The 17,543-nt window shown below is 71.3% G+C and carries 15 protein-coding genes; 4 read left to right on the top strand and 11 right to left on the bottom strand.

The window, feature by feature from the left end; all coding sequences use genetic code 11:
- Nucleotides 1-19: 19 nt before the first annotated feature.
- The 8 genes from ABGB14_RS38575 to ABGB14_RS38610 form a co-directional block, all read right to left on the bottom strand.
- The gene (locus tag ABGB14_RS38575; RefSeq protein ID WP_347648801.1) at nt 20-2,365 is read right to left on the bottom strand and encodes a discoidin domain-containing protein; all 2,346 of its coding nucleotides are present in this window, start codon (nt 2,363-2,365) and stop codon (nt 20-22) included.
- Nucleotides 2,355-3,500: a hypothetical protein gene (locus ABGB14_RS38580; protein WP_347648802.1), complete on the bottom strand. Its 1,146-nt coding sequence runs from the start codon at nt 3,498-3,500 to the stop codon at nt 2,355-2,357. Before ABGB14_RS38580 ends, ABGB14_RS38575 begins: the two co-directional genes overlap by 11 nt.
- Nucleotides 3,497-4,936, bottom strand: coding sequence for an alpha-L-fucosidase (locus ABGB14_RS38585; protein ID WP_347648803.1), 1,440 nt, complete (start codon nt 4,934-4,936; stop codon nt 3,497-3,499). The genes ABGB14_RS38580 and ABGB14_RS38585 overlap by 4 nt, the downstream gene beginning before the upstream one ends.
- Before the next feature lie 8 nt (nt 4,937-4,944).
- Nucleotides 4,945-5,124, bottom strand: a complete 180-nt coding sequence (locus ABGB14_RS38590; RefSeq protein ID WP_347648804.1) for a hypothetical protein — start codon at nt 5,122-5,124, stop codon at nt 4,945-4,947.
- A 27-nt stretch (nt 5,125-5,151) separates the two neighbouring features.
- Nucleotides 5,152-6,033 (bottom strand): carbohydrate ABC transporter permease, encoded by an 882-nt coding sequence (locus ABGB14_RS38595; RefSeq protein WP_347648805.1) that lies wholly within the window; start codon nt 6,031-6,033, stop codon nt 5,152-5,154.
- Between the two features lie 12 nt (nt 6,034-6,045).
- Nucleotides 6,046-7,110, bottom strand: coding sequence for an ABC transporter permease subunit (locus ABGB14_RS38600; RefSeq protein WP_347648806.1), 1,065 nt, complete (start codon nt 7,108-7,110; stop codon nt 6,046-6,048).
- 1 nt (nt 7,111) lies between these two features.
- A complete protein-coding gene (locus tag ABGB14_RS38605; protein ID WP_347648807.1) occupies nt 7,112-8,434 on the bottom strand; it encodes a carbohydrate ABC transporter substrate-binding protein in 1,323 nt (440 codons plus the stop codon).
- Between the two features lie 136 nt (nt 8,435-8,570).
- The gene (locus ABGB14_RS38610) at nt 8,571-9,587 is read right to left on the bottom strand and encodes a LacI family DNA-binding transcriptional regulator (RefSeq protein ID WP_347648808.1); all 1,017 of its coding nucleotides are present in this window, start codon (nt 9,585-9,587) and stop codon (nt 8,571-8,573) included.
- Between the two features lie 92 nt (nt 9,588-9,679).
- Between ABGB14_RS38610 and ABGB14_RS38615 the strand changes: the two genes are divergently transcribed.
- Entirely contained in the window at nt 9,680-11,623 is a 1,944-nt protein-coding gene (locus ABGB14_RS38615; protein ID WP_347648809.1) for a glycoside hydrolase family 35 protein, read from the top strand.
- Between the two features lie 59 nt (nt 11,624-11,682).
- On the top strand, nt 11,683-11,829 hold the full coding sequence (locus tag ABGB14_RS38620) for a hypothetical protein (protein ID WP_347648810.1): 147 nt from the start codon (nt 11,683-11,685) through the stop codon (nt 11,827-11,829).
- Between the two features lie 63 nt (nt 11,830-11,892).
- Here the strand turns inward: ABGB14_RS38620 and ABGB14_RS38625 are convergent, their stop codons facing one another.
- Nucleotides 11,893-12,726, bottom strand: coding sequence for an ABC transporter permease (locus ABGB14_RS38625; RefSeq protein WP_347648811.1), 834 nt, complete (start codon nt 12,724-12,726; stop codon nt 11,893-11,895).
- A complete protein-coding gene (locus ABGB14_RS38630) occupies nt 12,713-13,666 on the bottom strand; it encodes an ATP-binding cassette domain-containing protein (RefSeq protein WP_347648812.1) in 954 nt (317 codons plus the stop codon). The genes ABGB14_RS38625 and ABGB14_RS38630 overlap by 14 nt, the downstream gene beginning before the upstream one ends.
- Nucleotides 13,667-13,939: 273 nt before the next feature.
- Here ABGB14_RS38630 and ABGB14_RS38635 point away from each other — a divergent pair, with 273 nt between their 5' ends.
- The gene (locus ABGB14_RS38635; RefSeq protein ID WP_347648813.1) at nt 13,940-14,530 is read left to right on the top strand and encodes a dTDP-4-dehydrorhamnose 3,5-epimerase family protein; all 591 of its coding nucleotides are present in this window, start codon (nt 13,940-13,942) and stop codon (nt 14,528-14,530) included.
- A gap of 73 nt (nt 14,531-14,603) precedes the next feature.
- On the opposite strand, the gene ABGB14_RS38640 is transcribed toward ABGB14_RS38635, so the two are convergent.
- Entirely contained in the window at nt 14,604-15,290 is a 687-nt protein-coding gene (locus ABGB14_RS38640; RefSeq protein WP_347648814.1) for an SDR family NAD(P)-dependent oxidoreductase, read from the bottom strand.
- Between the two features lie 621 nt (nt 15,291-15,911).
- Here ABGB14_RS38640 and ABGB14_RS38645 point away from each other — a divergent pair.
- Nucleotides 15,912-17,498: a BTAD domain-containing putative transcriptional regulator gene (locus ABGB14_RS38645; protein WP_347648815.1), complete on the top strand. Its 1,587-nt coding sequence runs from the start codon at nt 15,912-15,914 to the stop codon at nt 17,496-17,498.
- Nucleotides 17,499-17,543: the final 45 nt, after the last annotated feature.

Genomic DNA, 17,543 nt, shown 5'->3' on the forward strand with positions numbered 1-17,543 from the left:
ACGTCCACCCCGTACGCGGTCACCCGCCGGTGCGGTAGGCGGCGACCTCCGTCAGCGTCGGGCTGTACACCTCGCCCGGCAGCCGGTCGGTGAGCGACACGCGCAGCCTGGACGTGGTGACGTCGCCGAAACCGGTGACGGACGCGTCGTGGCCGATGCCGTCGGAGCCGCGGGCGAACGTCACCCAGGCGCCGGTGCCGGCGTCCCACCGTTGCAGCTCGTACGACCTGACCCGCGGATTGGTGCCCGAGTCGGTGTACTCGTCCAGGTACACCTCGTCGAAGGTGGTGTCCGCGCCGAAGTCGACGTCCAGCGTGACCGGGTAGGAGGCGTCGTCGGCCGCCGCCCAGCGGGTCGCCGGATCGCCGTCGGTCAGGTTCTTCGCGACGAGCGTGCCGTTCGCGCCCGGGTGGGTCGAGCTGGCGGTGACGGGCTTGCCGAGGGCGAGGTTGACGCGGTCGTCGCCGGTCTCCTCCTCGATGGGATCGTCGTCCACCGGGTTGGTGACCTTCCTGCCCTTGCGGCTCTCGGCCATGCCGATGTCGGGCGCGTCGCCGTAGTAGATGTGGGTGCCGAGGAAGTCCTCCGTGCCCAGGCGGGGGTTGTAGCGGCCGGCGTCGATGAGGGGAGAGTCGTTGCGGAGCCTGAAGTGGGCGGCGGCCTTGCGGATGTTCTTCACGCCCGCCCCGGTGACGTATTCGGCGGGGTCGCCGGCGAACTTCGGATCGACGCGCAGCCCGCGCCGGTCCGCCGGTTCCTGGGGAGAGTGCGTGCCGCTCGCCTCGTAGTAGTCGTTGTTGGAGAACACCGCCTGGCGCAGCGCCCCGGTGCGGCGGTACCACGGCGTGGCATCCGTCTTCGAGGTGTTGTAGAAGATGTTGTTCAGGAAGTAGACGGTGCTCAGGAACGTCTCGTCGTGGAACGTGTCGAGGTCCGCGCCGTCGTAGACGAACGTGTTGTTCACGAAATAGGTCGGCGAGTAGTTCGTCGACAACATGTTCTTCACGAGCACGCCGTTGTCGTTCACGCTCAGGTTGTAGCGGGCGACCGAATTCGAGCTGTTACCCATGTACGCCATCCAGCCCGCCGCGTTGTCGTGCGAGTAGTTGAACTGGTAGGTGACGTTGAAGTTCGTGTACTCGAGGTCCCACGGGGTGCCGTCGAACTCGTTGTCGGGGCCGCCGTAGACCTCGTTGTACTGCATGACCGAGTCGGCCCCCGCCCACAGGTACAACCCGCACGACACCGCGTCATAGCGCTGGAGGAAGCCGTTGACCTCGTTGTACTCGGAGATCAGGTTCTTGCTGTTGGCGAACTGGAAGGCGCCCTGGCCGATGCTCTCGGCGTAGTTGTGGCTGATGGAGACGTCCCGGCTGTACAGGTCGCGGGTGCGCACCCAGAGTTGTTCCCAGCCCTCGTGGAACTTCCCGCTGTCGTCGTACTCACCGGCGTCCTGCCCGTCGGCGGCGAACCAGTTGAACGCGAACTGCACGGCGTGCAGCTCGACCTTCTTGAAGGTGTTGTTCTCGATCCGGACGTCCTTGAAGTGGTGGCCGCCGGTGCCGTACTCCTTGTAGCTCTTGCTGCCGAAGACCTGGAAGTTCACGCCGCCGTAGTGGATCTTCTGCCAGGTGCTCGGGCCGTCGAGGTCGTGGACGTACACGTCGGAGACGCGGAAGTGGTCCATGACGCTGTCCGCGCCCGGCTCCAGGAGGTCGGCGTTGACGGAGACCGAGATGCCGTCGCGGACGTACGTCCCGGTGGTGATGTCGGTGGCGAAGTCGTCGTCGTTGGACAGCTCGACGTGGTCGATCTCGAAGTACTGCTGGTTGCGCAGCACGATGGCCCCGGTCAGGCCGACCGTGTCGGGGTTCTTGGTGCCGTCCGCGCGGAACGGGTTCGGCACCTTGCCGTTGGTCGCGATGTAGGGCAGGCGGCCGCGCGCGTCGCCGTACGCCGAGATGGTGATCGGCCGGTTCGCGCTGCCCGAGCCCTTCGGCCAGAGCTGCTCGTCGTGCCACTGCTCGCCGGCCTTGAGCAGGATGCGGTCGCCAGGGCCGAACGTCGTGGCGTTGACCCTTGCCAGGCTCCGCCAGGCGGTCTTCCGCGAGGTGCCGGCGGCGTCGTCGCGGCCGTTCGTGGCGTCGACGTAGTAGTCGGTGCCGCCGGTCCGGTTGGGCTTGTTGCCGGGCAGGTCCCGCTCGGCCGCGGCGGTGCGGCCGGGAGCCGCCGCGGCGTGCGCCGCGGGGGCGAGCGAGGCCGCGACGAGCGCGGCGAGCAGGGCGGCCAGGCCCGCGCGGAACGCCCGCGCCACGGGTCGTCGCCGGACCGGCGCGCCGGGGGGTGCGGTGCCGTCAGGTTTCACTGTGAACATCCTCTGCGTTGATGGACTCCACCGCCGCCGTGTCGGCCGTGACGCCACGGTCGTCCACGCGGCGCTGGAGGTAGGAGCCGAACTTCCTGTCGATGAGTGACTGCCGGATCCGCCGCGCGTACTCGGCGAACGCCGCGTCCTCGTCGACGGACTTGCTGGTGAGCTCGTAGTAGGTGACCTGGCCGCCGCCCCGGACCGGGGCGGAGATCTCGCCCGGCGCGAGCTTGCCGAGCACCGCCATGAGGTCCTGCTCGTGGGCGGCCGAGCCGCCGCCCTGGTGCGTGGCCTTCGTGAGCCGCGCGCCGGGCTCACGGCCGGCGAGGTCCGCCAGCCGGTCGGCGGCGTCCACCCGCCGCTGGAGCTCGGCCAGGTGCCCGGCGGAGGCGCCGTCGGGCACCGGCACCACGAGCCTGGCGTACGCGTACGTCGTCGCGTTGGCGCTCCAGGCCGCCGGGTCGGCGTCGAACTCCCGCCGGACGTCGGCGTCGCTGACGTGCAGCGGGCCGTCCGCGGACGCGCTGAGCCGCTGTTTCAGGCGGGTCGTGAGCTCGGTGAGCCGGTGCGAGTAGTACTCGTCGGGAGAGAACTCCGTCAGGCCGTACACGACCTCGCCCCTGGTGACGGCCTCGGCGCGCCGCTCGTTCTCGGCGGCCAGTTCGGCGAGGAAGCCGGCGTGGTCGACCGACTCGACCAGCCCCTGCTCCTGCGCCAGGATGAGCACCGTCTTGTCCCGCCCGACCTCGTCGAGCGCGCGCGCCGCCAGCCGCTGGAGCGCGCTCCGGTCGCCGGCCCGCGCGTTCCAGTCGACGGCGCCCTGGAGGTGGTAGCGGTTGCGCAGCTCGTTCTGCACGCTCGGCGCCAGCCGCCGCATGTGGAAGAGCAACTCGTCGCGGGTCACGGCGTGCCCGTCGACGGAGGCGACCTCGCCGCCGCGCTGGCTGATCACCGCGCCGGTGAGCAGCAGCGCGGCGAGTACGGCGCACACGCCGGCGACCAGGACGGCGGCCCTGCGCGACGGCCTGCGCGCCGCGCTCTTCGCCGCCCCGCCCTTCCTCGCGGCGCTCTTCCCGTGGCCCTTCTCGCCGGCGCCCCTTCCCGCGGCGCCCTTCTTCCCGGACGTCTTCATGGCGTCGCCTCGATCGCGGCCACCCGGGCGACGACGGGAGTGCCCCGGAACTGCGGGATCTCGACCCGCACGGCGTGCACCTCGGCCGGCGGGAACGCCAGGATGCGCTGGTAGCCCACGGCGTTCGCCTCCGCGAGCGGCAGCCAGCCGCCGTCCCCGAGGCCCCGGACGACGACGTGCTCGATGCGCTGCCCCTGCGCGATGTCCTCGCCCACGACGACCGCCTCGATCCGGCGGGGCTCAGCGAAGGTGAGCGTCACGCCGGGCAGGGGGTCGTCGCCGTCCGGCCGCCACGGCGTACGGCCCCCACCAGGCCACGCGGAGGCGACGTCGCCGGGGGGACCGGACGACACCGTCGCGCCCGCCTCGGCGCGCCGCCCGCGGAAGCCGTCGATGCGCCGCCCGAGCTGCTCCAGCACCGCCACGTCGGCGTCCCGCATCCGCCCGTCGCGGGCCGGCGGGACGTTGAGCAGGAAACAGGAGTTGCCGCCGACGGCACGCAGATAGATGCCGAACAGTTCGTCCGGCGACCGGACCGCGTCGTCCTCGGCGGGATGGTGGAACCAGCCGGGGCGGATCGAGGTGTTCACCTCGGCCGGATACCAGACCAGGTCGCCCTCGTGCCCCGCCAGCGCGGCGCGGCTGCCGAGATCGCGGTCGTCGCTGCGGACCAGCCGGGCGAACGCGCCGTCGTCGGCCTGCTGCGAGCGGTCCGCGATCCGCTCGGCGTCCTGGAGGGCCCGCGGGACCACGCTCCACTCGTCGGGACGGGTCGCCCCGGCCTCGTTGCCGCACCACCGCACGTCGGGCCCGCACACGTTGATGACCGCGTCGGGCTGCAGCTCGCGGACCACCGCGTAGTACCGCTCCCAGTCGTACACCTGCCGCCGGCCGTTCGGGCCCTCCCCGTTCGCGCCGTCCAGCCAGACCGTGAACACCGGTCCGTACCGGGTGAGCAGCTCGGTGAGCTGGGCCACGTAGAAGTCGTCGTACGCGGCGCCGGAGCCGTACGAGGCCTCGGTGCGGTCCCAGGGCGACAGGTAGATCCCGAACCGCAGCCCGTGCCGCCGTGCCGCGTCCGCCACCTCCGCGACCACGTCGCCCCGGCCGCCGCGCCACGGCGACGACGCGACGGAGTACGTCGTGACGTCGCTCGGCCACAGGCAGAAGCCGTCGTGGTGCTTGCAGGTGAGGATCACGCCGGTCATCCCCGCGGCCTTCAGCGCCGTGACCCACTGGTCGGCGTCGAGGCCGGCGGGGTCGAAGGCGGCCGGGTCGTCGTGCCCCTCGCCCCACTCCCGGTCGGTCATCGTGTTCATGCCGAAGTGGATGAAGCCGTAGAACTCCATCGCCTGCCAGGCGAGCTGGCGCCCGCTCGGCCGTACCCGGGCCAGGGCCCGCCCGTCCGGCACCGGCCCGGTCATCGGCCCGGTCATCGGCCCGGTCACCGGAACCGCCGGTTGTACGAGGCGAGCAAGGCCAGCAGCCCGCACAGCGCGACGAGCATGATCGCGAGGCTGCCCCACCCGACCGTCGCGCGGGCGACGACGACCACGGCCACGCAGAGCGCCGCGACGAGCGTCCGGGCGGTGACGAGCAGCACGCTGCGCGTCGATTCCTTCATGGGTTTCCTCTCTCCGGGAGGCGCCGGTCAGCCCTTCACGCCGCCGGACGCCATGCCTTCGATGAGCCGGCGCTGGATGAGCGCGTAGAAGATGAGGACGGGGACGATGACGATGACCATGCCGGCGTACAGGCGCCCGTAGTCGGCCGCCGCCTTCTGCGCGGTCATCAGGTTGAGCAGCCCGACCTGCAGTGTCTTGCCCTCACCTGGGAGCAGGGTGAGCGCGATGATGTAGTCGTTCCAGTAGGCCAGGAAGTTGAACAGCAGCACGGTGGTGAGCGCGGGCCGCGCCATCGGCAGCATGACCCGGGTCATGATCTGGAAGCGGGAGGCCCCGTCCAGGGCCGCGGCCTCCTCGAAGTTGACGGGGATCGACCGGAAGTACGCGGCGAGCAGGTAGATGGTGAACGGGATCGAGGTGGCCGCGTAGACGAGCGAGAGGACCGCGGGGTTGTCGATGAAGAAGCCGCCGGGGAACACGTCGACGAGCGCGCGATCCCAGCCGACGAGCATGAGGAAGATCGGCACGACGATGTAGTTGACGTTGACGAACAACCCGGCCAGCAGCGCGACCTCGACCAGGCCGCGGCCGCGGAACTCGTACCTCGCGACGACGTAGGCCGCGGGCACCGACACGGCCACGACGAACACCAGCCCGAGCACCGTGACCAGCACCGAGGTGAGGAAATACTGTCCCATGCGCGCGGTGACGAACGCGTCGACGTAGTTCTGCAGGTGCAGGCCCTCCGGCAGCACCCAGGGGCTGCCGTAGAACTCGCCCTTCTGCTTGAGCGAGGCGAGCAGCACCCACGCCACCGGCACCGCGATGGCCAGGGCGATCGCGATGACGAGGACGTAGGTCAGTGCCCTGCCGGTCCTCGGCCGTGCGGTGCTTCTGATCGTGGTCATGGTGAGGGTCCTCTAGAACTGGAGGGGCTCGCGCCGTGTCGCCCGGCTCACCAGCAGCGACACGAGGAACGAGAACGCGAAGATGACGACGCCGATGGCCATGCCGTAGCCGTACGACGAGTTCGTGTAGGCCTGCTTGTACATGTAGCTCAGCAGGACCTCCGACGAGCCGTCGGGTCCGCCGCCGGTCATGGCGCGGACGAGCACGAAGCTGAGGTTGACCGCGCTCATGACGAAGAACGTCAGCGTCGTGCGGAGGTTCTGCCAGATGAGCGGCAGCGTGATGGCGAAGAACTGCCGTCCAGGGGACGCGCCGTCGAGCGCGGAGGCCTCGTAGACGTCCTCGGGGATGCTCGCCATGCCGGACATGTAGAGGACCATGTAGTAGCCGAGCGACTGCCAGACCATCGCGATCGCCACGGACCAGAGCACGAGGTCCTGGTCGCCGAGCCAGACCTGGCGCAGCCCGTCGAGCGACAGCGCCCGCAGCGTGCCGTTGATCAGGCCGTTCTCCTGGTCGAAGACGGCGGAGAAGATCGCCGCGATGACGACCACGGACAGCACGCTCGGGACGTAGAGGACGAACCGGTAGAGGGTCCGGCCCCGCAGCCGCTGCCGGGTCATGATCGCCGCCAGGAACAGGCCCATGCCCATCGTCACCACGGTCACGACGACCAGGAGCGCGACGGTGTTCTGGAACGCGCGGACGAACTGCGCGTCGTCGAGGAGCGCGGTGAAGTTGTCGAGCCCGACGAAGCGCATGTCGGGGGAGAAGCCGCTCCAGGTGTAGAACGACATCCGGAACACGTTCACGGTCGGGACGATCATGAACAGCGCGAAGAGCACGAGCGCGGGCGCGAGGCAGGCCAGCACGAAGAGCCCGTTGCCGCGCCGGCGCGGGGCGGACCCGGCCGCGCCGCGCCGGCGGGGCGCGGGTCCTGCCGCGCGGCGCGTCGCGGGGCGCGGCAGGGTGCCCAGTGAGGTGCCCAGTGAGGTGCCCGGTGAGGTGCCCGGTGAGGTGCCCGGTGAGGTACCGGGTGAGGTGCCCAGTGAGCTGTCCGGTGGGTTGCCCGGCACGTCAGCTGCCCGCCTGGCGCAGCTTCTCGCTGGCCTCGTCGAGCGCGGCCTGCCACTGGTCCAGGGTCTTGTCGCCGCTGATGATGCTGTTGGCGGTGTCGAAGAGGGTGGCCTTGATGTCGACGCCCTTGACGGGCGCGGTGCTGGCGAACCCGCCGACGAGCGCGGAGACCGACGGGTCGTCGTAGACCTTGTAGAACTCGGCGTTCTCCTCCGACAGGCTGCCCGCGATGCCCTCGATCGGCTGGATCGCGTTGGACGCGGCGAAGATCTTCGCCGCCGCGTCGGAGTAGAGGTAGGCGACGAAGTCCTTGGCCGCGTCCTTGTTCCTGGCGGCGGCGGGGACCCAGACCGACTCGACCGACGTCGTGATGTAGCGCTTGCCGCCCTCGGTGACGGCGGGCAGCGGGGTCAGGCCCCACGCGAAGCCGTCGGCGCGCGGGGCGTCGGCCATCTCGCCGACGATCCACGTCCCGTTCGGCATGAACAGCGCCTTGTCGTCGAGCACCGACTGCTGGTTCTTGGTGAAGTCCTGCTCGTTGGCGTAGCCGACCGTGGTCGGCGCGGCGTACTTCAGCAGCCGGGCGGTGAGGTCGAGCGCCTTCCGGGCCTGCGGCGTCTGCCACACGCCCTGCTTGTACGTCATGACGTCGGTGTAGAACTGCTCCCCTCCGACGTCGGCGAGCAGCGAGAAGAAGTAGGAGTCGAGGTAGCCGGCGGTCGGGTAGGTGAACAGCGCGATGCCGTCCTTCTTGGCCTTCTCGCCGAGCTCGAACATCTCGTCCCAGGTGGCCGGGACCTTCCAGCCCTTCTTGTCGAACAGGCCCTTGTTGTAGAACAGGCCGGTCGGCGCGTAGTACATCGGCATCGTGTACGTCTTGCCGTCGCCGTAGGGGTTGGTGTTGAGGTTGCCGACGATGCCCTCGATGAGCTTGTCGCCGACGGTCTTGTCCTCGCCGGGGACCTTCGCCTGCAGCACGGGCGTGAGGTCCTCCAGCGCCTTGTCCTTGATGAGGGTCTCGGTGAGCGCGGCCTTGCGGCCCTGGCCGAGCACCACGACGTCGGGGAACCGGCCCGCCTTCATGTTGGGGGTGATCTCGTCCTCGATGCTCTTCGAGATCTGCAGCTGCACGTCGACGTCGGGGTGCGCGGTTTCGTACGCCTGGATGACCTTGGTGTACATGTCGCGCCCGTAGCCGCCTTCGAGGGCGGCGACGTTGAGGGTCGTCTTGCCGGAGTCCTGGCCGTCCCCCTCGGCCGCGCAGCCGGTGAGCAGTCCGAGCGCCGTGATCGCGGCGCCGGCGAGGACGAGTGATCTCCTCATGGTTCTGGGATCCTTCCGTGAAGGGCTGCCCACCTGACGGGGCGGAGGAACGAGTCCGGGATCCGGACGTTGTTACAGTGGCATCGATAACATGGCGGACGCAAGAGGGTACTTCCTGGAATGGCCGGCATGGGGCTCAGGGAGAACGGGGTGGCGCCGTGGACGCGCGCACCGAGAGCGACGCGGTGACGAGCGTCTCCCCGGCGTCGGCCTGCCGCAGCAGCAGGGCGACGGCCGCCGCGCCCGAGCGGTAGAAGTCCTGGCGGACGGTGGTCAGCGGCGGGGTGCAGTAGGCCGCCAGCTCGATGTCGTCGACGCTGACGATGGACACGTCCTCCGGCACCGATCTGCCGCCCTCGCGCAGGGCGCGGATCACCCCGAAGGCCATCTCGTCGCTGGCGGCGAAGACGGCGGTCACGTCGGGGATCATCGCGAGGACCTGCCCCTGCCGGTAGCCCGAGTCGGGCGACCAGTCGCCCTCCAGCGGGGGCGGCGCCTGGATCCCCGCCGCGGCCAGGCACTCCTGCCAGCCCTGCCGCCGCTGGCGGGCCTCGATCCACTCGTCGGGCCCCGAGACGTGCCACACCTGGCGGTGTCCGAGGTCGAGCAGGTGCCGCGTGGCGATGCGGCCCGCCTCCTTCTGGTCGATCCCGAGCACCCGGGCGCTCGCGGTGCGGGAGCCGTCGAGGGTGACGGTGGGGATGTCGCGCGTGATGTCCTCCATCTTCTGCGTCACGGAGATCAGCGGCACGGCGATGACGATGCCCTCCACGCCCTGGTCGGCGAGCTTGGACAGGGACCGCTCCATCAGGCCGGTGTCGAGCCTGGCGATGGTCGCGATGCTCACCGCGTAGCCCTCCTCGCCCGCGGCCGCCTCGACGCCCGCGGTCACCGCCGAGCGCGAGTAGTAGCCGCCCGACTGCAGCAGCACGAGCCCGATGGTGCGGCTGCGCCCGGAGGAGAGCACCCTGGCCGCGTTGTTGAAGCGGTAGCCCAGCTGCTCGACCGCGGCGAGCACGCGCTTCCTGGTCTCCGGGTTGACGTTGGGCGAGTCGCGCAGCGTGCGGGAGACGGTCTGCGCCGACACCCCGGCCGTCCTGGCCACGTCGGTCATGCTCGGCTGCCTCGCGGGCCGCTCGATGGCTCCGGTCATGGCGCTCCTCTCTCGCGGCCCGCCCGCGGGGTCGTCAGGTGGATCCTACCGCGCTTGTTACATATGGCATCGATAACATAGGCTCTCGCCCCGTGATCGAGCCTTCCGCGCCTGACGCCTCCCCGGACCAGACGACGACCACGGCCGACGCGATGGCCGACGAGATGGCCGACGCGCCGGCCGACCCTCCCACCGGCGCTCCCACCGGTCCTCCCACCGGTCCTCCCACCGGTCCTCTCACTGGCCCTCTCACCGGCCCGCTCACTGGCGCGCTCACCTGGCGCGGGCGCCGCCTGCACCGGTACGGCGTTCCCCACCGCATGGTGTCGGGAGGTTTGCACTACTTCCGCGTGCACCCCGGCCTCTGGCGTGACCGGATCCGCCGCCTCGCCGACCTCGGGCTCAACACGGTCGACACCTACGTCGCGTGGAACTTCCACCAGCCCCGCGAGGACGCCGAGCCGTGCTTCGACGGCTGGCGGGACGTCGAGCGGTTCATCCGCACGGTGGGGGAGGAGGGCCTCGACGTCGTCGTCCGGCCCGGGCCGTACATCTGCGCCGAGTGGTCGAACGGCGGCCTGCCGAGCTGGCTCACCGCCCGCGACGTCGCGCTCCGCAGCTCCGACCCCGCGTTCACCTCCGCGGTCGGCCGCTGGTTCGACGAGCTGATCCCGCGCATCGCCGCGCTCCAGGCCGGCGAGGGCGGGCCGGTCGTGGCGGTGCAGGTGGAGAACGAGTTCGGCAGCTACGGCGACGACCAGGCCTACCTGCGCTGGAACCGCGAGGCGCTGATCACCCGCGGCATCAGGGAACTGCTGTTCACCGCCGACGGTCCCACCGACCTGATGCAGGACGGCGGCACCCTGCCCGGCACCCTGGCCGCCGTCACCCTGGGCTCCAAGCCCGACGCCGCCCGGCGCCTTCTCGCGGCGCGGCGGCCGGACGAGCCGTTCGTCGTCGCCGAGTTCTGGAACGGCTGGTTCGACCACTGGGGGGAGCGGCACCACGTCCGCGGCGCGGACAGTGCCGCGCGCGTCCTCGAGGAGATCGTCTCCGACGGCGGCAGCGTGAGCGTCTACATGGCCCACGGCGGCACCAACTTCGGGCTCTGGGCGGGCGCCAACGAGGCGAGCGGCCGGTTGCAGCCCACCGTGACCAGCTACGACTCCGACGCGCCCGTCGCCGAGGACGGCACGCTCACGCCCAAGTTCTTCGCCCTGCGGGAGGCGCTCGGCGCGCGCGGCCCGCTGCGGACGCCAGAACGTATGCCCACGCTGCCGCCGGCCCACGTCCCCCTCGCGCACCGTGCCGACCTGCTCGCCGGGCTCGGCGCCGTGCCCGCGCCCACCTCGACCGGCCCCCGCCCGGCCTCGTTCGAGCGGCTCGGGCTCGACGCGGGGATGGTCCTGCACACCGCGCACCCGCGCATCCCCGCGGGCGAGCACCGGCTCGTCCTCACCGACGTGCGCGACCGGGCCCTGGTCTTCTGCGACGGCACGTTCCTCGGAGAGGCGGGCCCCGACCGCCAGGAGCTCCCGGTACGCGGAACGGGCGCCGTCGTACGCCTGGAGGTCCTGGTCGAGAGCCTCGGCCGGGTCAACTACGGGCCGGGCCTCGGCCGGCACAAGGGCCTGATCGGCCCGGTGCTCGTCGACCGGCGGATGGTCCAGGGCTGGGACAGCAGGCCGATCGCCCTGCAGGAGTGGTCAGAGGGGGAGACGGCCCGCGCGCTCGCCGCCGGCCCCGCGACCACGCGCACCGGGTTCGCGGTCGCGACCGTGCGGATCGCCACGCCCGCCGACACCTTCCTGGCGCTGCCGGGATCGGGCCGCGGCCTCGTCTGGGTCAACGGCTTCCTGCTCGGCCGCTACTGGGAGATCGGGCCGCAGGTCACGTTGTACTGCCCGGCGCCGCTGCTCCGCGCGGGCGAGAACACCGTGACGGTCATGGAACTGGAGCGGCTCGGCGCCGTCCTGGAACTGAGGGACCGTCCCGAGCTGGGGCCGGTGGAGGAGTACGTCGAGGAGTTCGGCTGATCGGCCTCTCCTGCCACGCGGGGTGCGTGATCGTGCAAAGCCGGGGTAGGGGCACGCGCATGGCACTCATGGATCGGGTACGCGCGTACATGCGCAGCCCCAAAGGCAGGCAGAACGTCGAGAAGGCCAAGCGGATGGCCCGTGACCCGCACACGCAGCAGCAGGTACGGCGCTTCCTCAGCCGCTTCAGGACCCGGCGGCACTGATCCTGGGACCGGCTCGGGGCAGGGCGGCACGGCGTACCCCCGCGCCGGGGACGGGCGGCGGGGTCATCCGCGGCGGGCCGAGCGGCGGAAGGCGAGCAGGGACAGCGGGACGAAGACCGCGACCACCGCCAGCGACCAGATCACGGCGGCGGCGATGGGGTGCTCCAGCGGCAGCCGGTCCTGGGCGGCCATCCCGAGCGGGTTGCCGAACAGGCTCCTCGCCGCGGTGACGACGGCGCTCACGGGGTTCCACGCCGCCACGGTCTGGAGCCAGTCCGGCATCGAGGAGATCGGGACGAACCCGTTCGAGACGAAGCCGAGCGGCAACACCCAGAGCAGCCCGGCGGTCCCGGCCACCTCGGGGCTGCGCACCGACAGGCCGATGGCGATGCCCACCCACGTCATCGCGTACGCGAACAGCAGCAGCACCCCCAGCCCGGCCGCCGTGGACAGCGGGCCCGCGTGCGCCCGCCAGCCCACCAGCAGGCCCACCACCGCGAGCACGCCGGTCACGAGAACGGCCCGCACCAGCTCGGCGTTGGCGCGTCCGACGAGCACCGCCACGTGGGCCATCGGCAGGGCGCGGAACCGGTCGATGACGCCTCTGCTCATGTCCACGGCCAGGCTCGTGCCGGTGCCGACGCCCATGAACGCCAGGGTGTGGGCGAAGACCGCCACGACGACGTACTCGGTGAACGGCCCGCCGCCGGGAAGTGGGATCGCGCCGCCGAAGACGTAGCTGAACAGCAGCACGAAGATGATCGGCTGGGCCAGCTGGTAGGCCAGCTCGTCGGGGACGCGGCCCATGCGCAGCAGCCCCCGTCTGGTCATCACGGCGCAGTCGCGCAGCGCGAGGGCGAGGTCCGAGGGCGCGGCGCCCCGGTCAGTCACGGCCATGCTCGTCCGCCTTCCTGGTCAGGGCGAAGAAGACGTCGTCCAGCGTGGGCCGGCGGACGGTGAGGTCGGCGACCTCGACTCCGCAGGCGTCCAGTTCCCTGACCACGTCCGCCATCCGGCCGGCGCCGCCGGGCAGCACCGCCGTCACGCTCAGGGTGTCCTCGTCGGCCTGCGGCTCGGGGAGGCCGGCCGAGGCCAGCGCGGCCAGCGCCGGGGCCAGATCGCCGGCGTAGCGCACCGCCACGTCGAGGTGATCGCCGCCGACCTGGTCCTTGAGCTCGGACGGCTTGCCCGTCGCGATCTCCCGCCCGTGGTCGATGACCACGATCAGGTCGGCGAACTGGTCGGCCTCCTCCAGGTACTGGGTGGTGACCAGCGCGGTCGTGCCCTCCTTGACGAGGTCGCCGAGCGCCCGCCACACCTCCGCCCTGCCGCGGGGATCGAGGCCGGTCGTGGGCTCGTCGAGGAACAGCACGCGGGGGTGGGCCATCAGCGCCACCCCCAGGTCGAGGCGGCGGCGCATGCCGCCAGAATAGGTGCGCACCGGGCGGTCGGCGGCGCGGGTGAGGTCGAAGCGTTCGATCAGCTCCTCGCCCCTGGCCCGAGCCGCAGCCGGGCTCATGCGGGCCAGCAGGCCGAAGATGTCGAGGTTCTCGCGGGCCGTCAGGTACTCGTCGACGGCCGCGTACTGTCCCGCCAGGCCGACGACCCTGCGGACGGCCTGCGCCTCGCGCACGACGTCGAAGCCGCACACGCGGGCGTGCCCGCCGTCGGGGCGCAGCAGCGTCGCCAGGATGCGCACCAGCGTGGACTTGCCCGCCCCGTTGGGGCCGAGCAGGCCGAGCACCTGTCCTTCCGGGGCGTGCAGATCGAGACCGTCGAGGGCGCGGACCGAGCCGTACTGCTTCACCAGCCCTTCCGCCTGGATGCCGCCGTTCATGGCGCGCTCCGCGCGGGGGCCGGGCATCTGAGAGCGTTCATGCGCGCCAGCATGGCGCGGGCCGCTCGAGCCCGGGTGGTGCGCGCCCGCTCGCGGACCGGCGCGCGGCTCGACCGGGCGTCCAGGCGATCTCCAAGCGGCGCTGTCACGGTGGGCTGCCGGAACTGGACCCCGGAACCGGCCCCCGGGACCTCGGGACCGGACCGTGGAACCGGGCCCCGGGGGCCGGTCAGGAGCACCTCGTGAACACGATCGAGTCTGGATGGTGACGCCGTGAGCACGTCAGTCAAACCGTTGCGGATCGAAGGGGCCTTCCTCGTCGAGCCGGAGATCTTCCCCGACGAGCGCGGGCACTTCGCCGAGCTGTTCCAGCAGCGCGCCATCGAGGGACCGACCGGCGGCCGGATGCCGGTGGCCCAGGTCAACTGCTCCGTCTCCCGGCGCGGGACGATCAGGGGCGTGCACTCCTGCGCGACACCGCCCGGCCAGGCCAGGTACGTCACCTGCGTGAGCGGGGCCATCCTGGACGTCATCGTGGACATCCGCCCCGGGTCCCCCACGTTCGGGGAGCACGTGGCGGTGCCGCTGGACGAGTACTCCCGGCACGCCGTCCACCTCGCCGAAGGGCTGGGGCACGCGTTCGCGCCCATCAGCGAGCAGGCCACCGTGGTCTACCTGTGCTCCACCGCCTACAACCCGGCGCTGGAGATCCGCGTCAACCCGCTGGACCCGGACCTCGCGCTGCCGTGGGCGGCCTCGCCGCGGATCCTGTCGGACCAGGACGCCAAGGCGCCGACGTTGCGCGAGGCCGAGGCCGCCGGGCTGCTCCAGGCATGCGCGGGCAGCGCGCCGGCCGGCGTGTGACCGTACGCGCGGGGGCCGCCGGGCTGTCGATGCCCGGCGGCCCCCGCCTCGTGCCCGCTGCCGTGACAGGCGGCTACCAGGGAACCTGCTTCCCGCCGCGCAGGAACGCTCCGGTGGGGCCGTCGTCCGGGAGGGTGGCCGCCCACACGATGTCCTGCGCGGCCTGTTCCGGCAGCCGTTCGGCCTGCGGGCGCATCCGCGTCCGCACCTGACCTGGGTTGACCGCGTTGACCAGCACGCCCGTGCCCCTCGTTTCGGCGGCCATGAGCACGGTCAGCGCGTTGAGCCCGGTCTTCGACACCGCGTAGCCCGGCGTGTGCGCCGAGAGCCCGTTGCTGAACGCCCCCGTGCCGCTGGAGACCATCACCACCCGGCCCCAGCCCCGCTCCACCATGCCGGGCAGGAACGCCTGGCACATCCGCCAGGCACCCAGGACGTTCACCTCGAACTGCCGCCTGACCAGCTCGACCGGCACCGCCAGCGGCGGGCGCCCCCAGTCGAGCTGGATGCCGGCGTTGTTCACCACGATGTCCACGGGCCCCACCAGAGCCCGCACCCGCTCCGGCGCCTCCTCGTCGGTCACGTCGAGCGTGGCCGCCCGCGCGCCGGGGCCCAGCGCCGCCGCGGTGCGCCCGGCCTCCTCCGCGTCCCTGGCCGCCACCACCACCCGGTGCCCGAGCGCGTGCAACCGCTCGCTCACCGCCCGGCCGATGCCGCGATTGGCGCCCGTCACCAGAGCAGTGCGTGATTTCGCCGTCATGCGATCTCCATTAGGCCGTCTTATCGCGCGATTCTCGTCATGGCCGCTGGAGGATCGCTGGAGAGCGCCTATAAGTTTTCTCCATCGCGGAGCGGCGTTTTGACGGTTTTCTCCGCATGGAGATCGTGCTTATATCAGAACACCAGCGTCACTCCATGGGCGACTTCGACCATGGCGGGCGTTCGGCTGGGGGTTGATCGGAGGAGGTCGGGCTGAGGGAAACGAACGAGTGGTAAGCGCAACAGGGCGGACGCAGCACTGCCGCGCTCGGGGTATCGCTCTTTGTGACACTCTGCCCTGAGCGGCTGTGGTGGGGCGTCTCCCCGGTCAGAACGTGGGAAGGCGATGGATTTCCTGGTGCTTGGCCCGTTGGCGGTGCTTGGTCGTCAAGGTGTGGAGCTGACCCCGACGCCGCCGAAAGTCAGAGAAGTGTTGGCGCTGCTTCTGCTGCGCAACCAATCTCTCGTATTAACGTCGGAGTTGGTCGACGAACTTTGGCCGGACAGCCCGCCGGTGAGCGCGTTGTCGACTCTGCAAACTTACATCTACAAGCTGCGGAACATCTTGTCCGAAGGTTACGGAGAGCGGTCCACCGTATTACGGACGAGGCCGCACGGCTACATGCTGGCCGTGCCTCCGGAAAGCGTTGACTCCTACCATTTCGAGAGACTGACGTCGGAGGGTCATGCGGCACTCGCGGACGGCGATCCGGGCAGGGCGGCCGATCTGCTCAGCCAGGCGCTCGCGCTGTGGCGAGGACCGGCTCTGGCCGACGTCACCGGCGGCAGCCTGCTGTCGGCGTACGGGACCGCCCTGGAAGAGGGCCGCCTGCGCGCCCTGGAGTTGCGGATCGACGTCGACCTGCGGCTCGGGCGGCACCGCAAGGCCGTCAGCGAGCTGAAGACCCTGGTCAACGACCATCCGTTGCAGGAGGTCTTCCACATCCAGCTCATGCTGGCCCTGCACAGGTCGGGCCGCCGTCCCGAGGCGCTCGACGTCTACCAGAGGCTGCGCACGCTCCTGGTGGAGGAGCTCGGCGTGGAGCCGTCGAGCCGCGCGCAGGCCATGCACCAGGCGGTGCTCTCCTCTGCCAGCTCCCTGGAGGTGCCCGCTTCCGAGGAGCCGGTCACCATCAGCTCCGCCGACCGGACCGAGGAGGAGCCCGCACCGCCCCCCGCGCAGCTCCCGCCCGACGTCCTCGACTTCACCACCCGGGTGGACAGCCTGCAGGCGATCCTCGACGGGCTCGCCTCGCCGCGCAACGAGCTCGCCCCCGTCGTCTCCCTCAGCGGCATGACCGGCGTGGGCAAGACGGTGCTGGCCGTGCACGCCGCGCACCTGCTGCGCCAGACCTTCCCCGACGGCCAGCTCTTCGCCCGGTTGCGCGGCAGCACCGGCGACCCGGCCGACCCGGCCGACGTCCTGGCCGGCTTCCTCAGCGCCGCCGGCATGACCGACGACCGCATGCCCGCCGGTCTGGAGGACCGTGTCGCCGCGTTCCGTACCTGGGTCGCCCCGAGGAAAGTGCTCATCGTGCTCGACGACGCGGCCACGGCCGCGCAGATCCAGCCGCTGCTGCCGGGCTGCCCGCCCAGCGGCACCATCATCACGGGCCGTGCCGGGCTCAACGGGCTGGTCGGCGCGGTGCACGTGCGGCTGGACCTGCTCACCGCGGCCGACTGCGTCGAGCTCCTGCAGAACATCATCGGCAGGACGCTCGCGGACGGCGAGCGCCAGGCCGCCGAGGTGATCGCCCAGCTCTGCGGCCGCCTGCCGCTGGCGATCAGAGCGGCGGGCGCGCGCCTGTCGTCCACCGGCTGGCCGCTCAAGAAGCTGGCGGAACGCCTGATCGGCGCCGGCAGGCTGCTGGACGAGCTGGCCTTCGCCGACCTCAACGTACGCGACCGCCTGCTGGAGAGCTACCGGCAGCTGGGCGAGGAGGAACGGCGTTTCCTGCGCCTGCTCAGCCTCCTTCCTGGCCCGGTGTTCACCGCGAGCGGCGTGGCCAAGCTGCTGGAGTGGGACTCCGACACCGTGGACAAGCTGCTGCTGCAGCTCGTCGAGAACCACTTCCTGCGGGTGCTCATGCACAACGCCGACGACATCGTCTACACCCTCCACGAACTGGTCCGGTTCTTCGCCTACGAGCAGGTCGAGCAGGAGCTCGGCCACTACGACGGCTCGAGCGGCGACTCCGACCTGCTCTGACGCCCCTCAAGCCGGGCTCGACCCGCTGGACGAGCGCGACTCCAT

Source organism: Nonomuraea sp. B10E15, assembly GCF_039871615.1.
Taxonomy (GTDB): Bacteria; Actinomycetota; Actinomycetes; order Streptosporangiales; family Streptosporangiaceae; genus Nonomuraea.